The sequence below is a fragment of the Micromonospora sp. C97 genome (genome assembly GCF_018070385.1).
GTDB classification, from domain to species: Bacteria; Actinomycetota; Actinomycetes; order Mycobacteriales; family Micromonosporaceae; genus Micromonospora; species Micromonospora parva.
On the sequence record NZ_JAGPXU010000062.1, the window covers coordinates 1 to 514 of the forward strand.

General features: G+C 60.5%; 1 rRNA gene. It reads right to left on the reverse strand.

Features of this window, described 5'->3' with window-relative positions:
* Window positions 1-427 precede the first annotated feature (427 nt).
* Window positions 428-514, reverse strand: a 16S ribosomal RNA gene (locus tag KBX26_RS31995); the annotation flags it as partial.

Consider the following 514-nt stretch of genomic DNA (forward strand, 5'->3'; position numbering starts at 1 on the left):
GGCTCCTGGTGCCAAGGCATTCACCGTTCGCCCTTGACAACTTGACCACAAAGATGCTCGCGTCCACTGTGCAATTCTCAACAAACGACCAACCCACAACCCGATCCGCCCCACACCAAACCCAACAATCCGTTGGCGGTATGCGGGGCCAGGCCATGCCTGGCAGACTGCCAGCCCCCACACAGGAGGCCGGCGCAGTCTCTGAAACAACAACCACCGGTTGTTCTTTCAGGACCCAACAGGGTGCTTACATCTCCCCCCAGCCGCACCAGAAGCAACCGTTCCCACCACCCAAGAGTGGCTGTACTAGGCGCCGCCGGCCGTTGCCAGGGCAAAACTTGCCAGTGTCTCCGCCATTCGAGCACCCCGACCCAACATTCGTAGGTCGCGGGCTCCTTACCGACTTTCGTCGGAAGGTGCTCCTTAGAAAGGAGGTGATCCAGCCGCACCTTCCGGTACGGCTACCTTGTTACGACTTCGTCCCAATCGCCAGCCCCACCTTCGACGGCTCCCT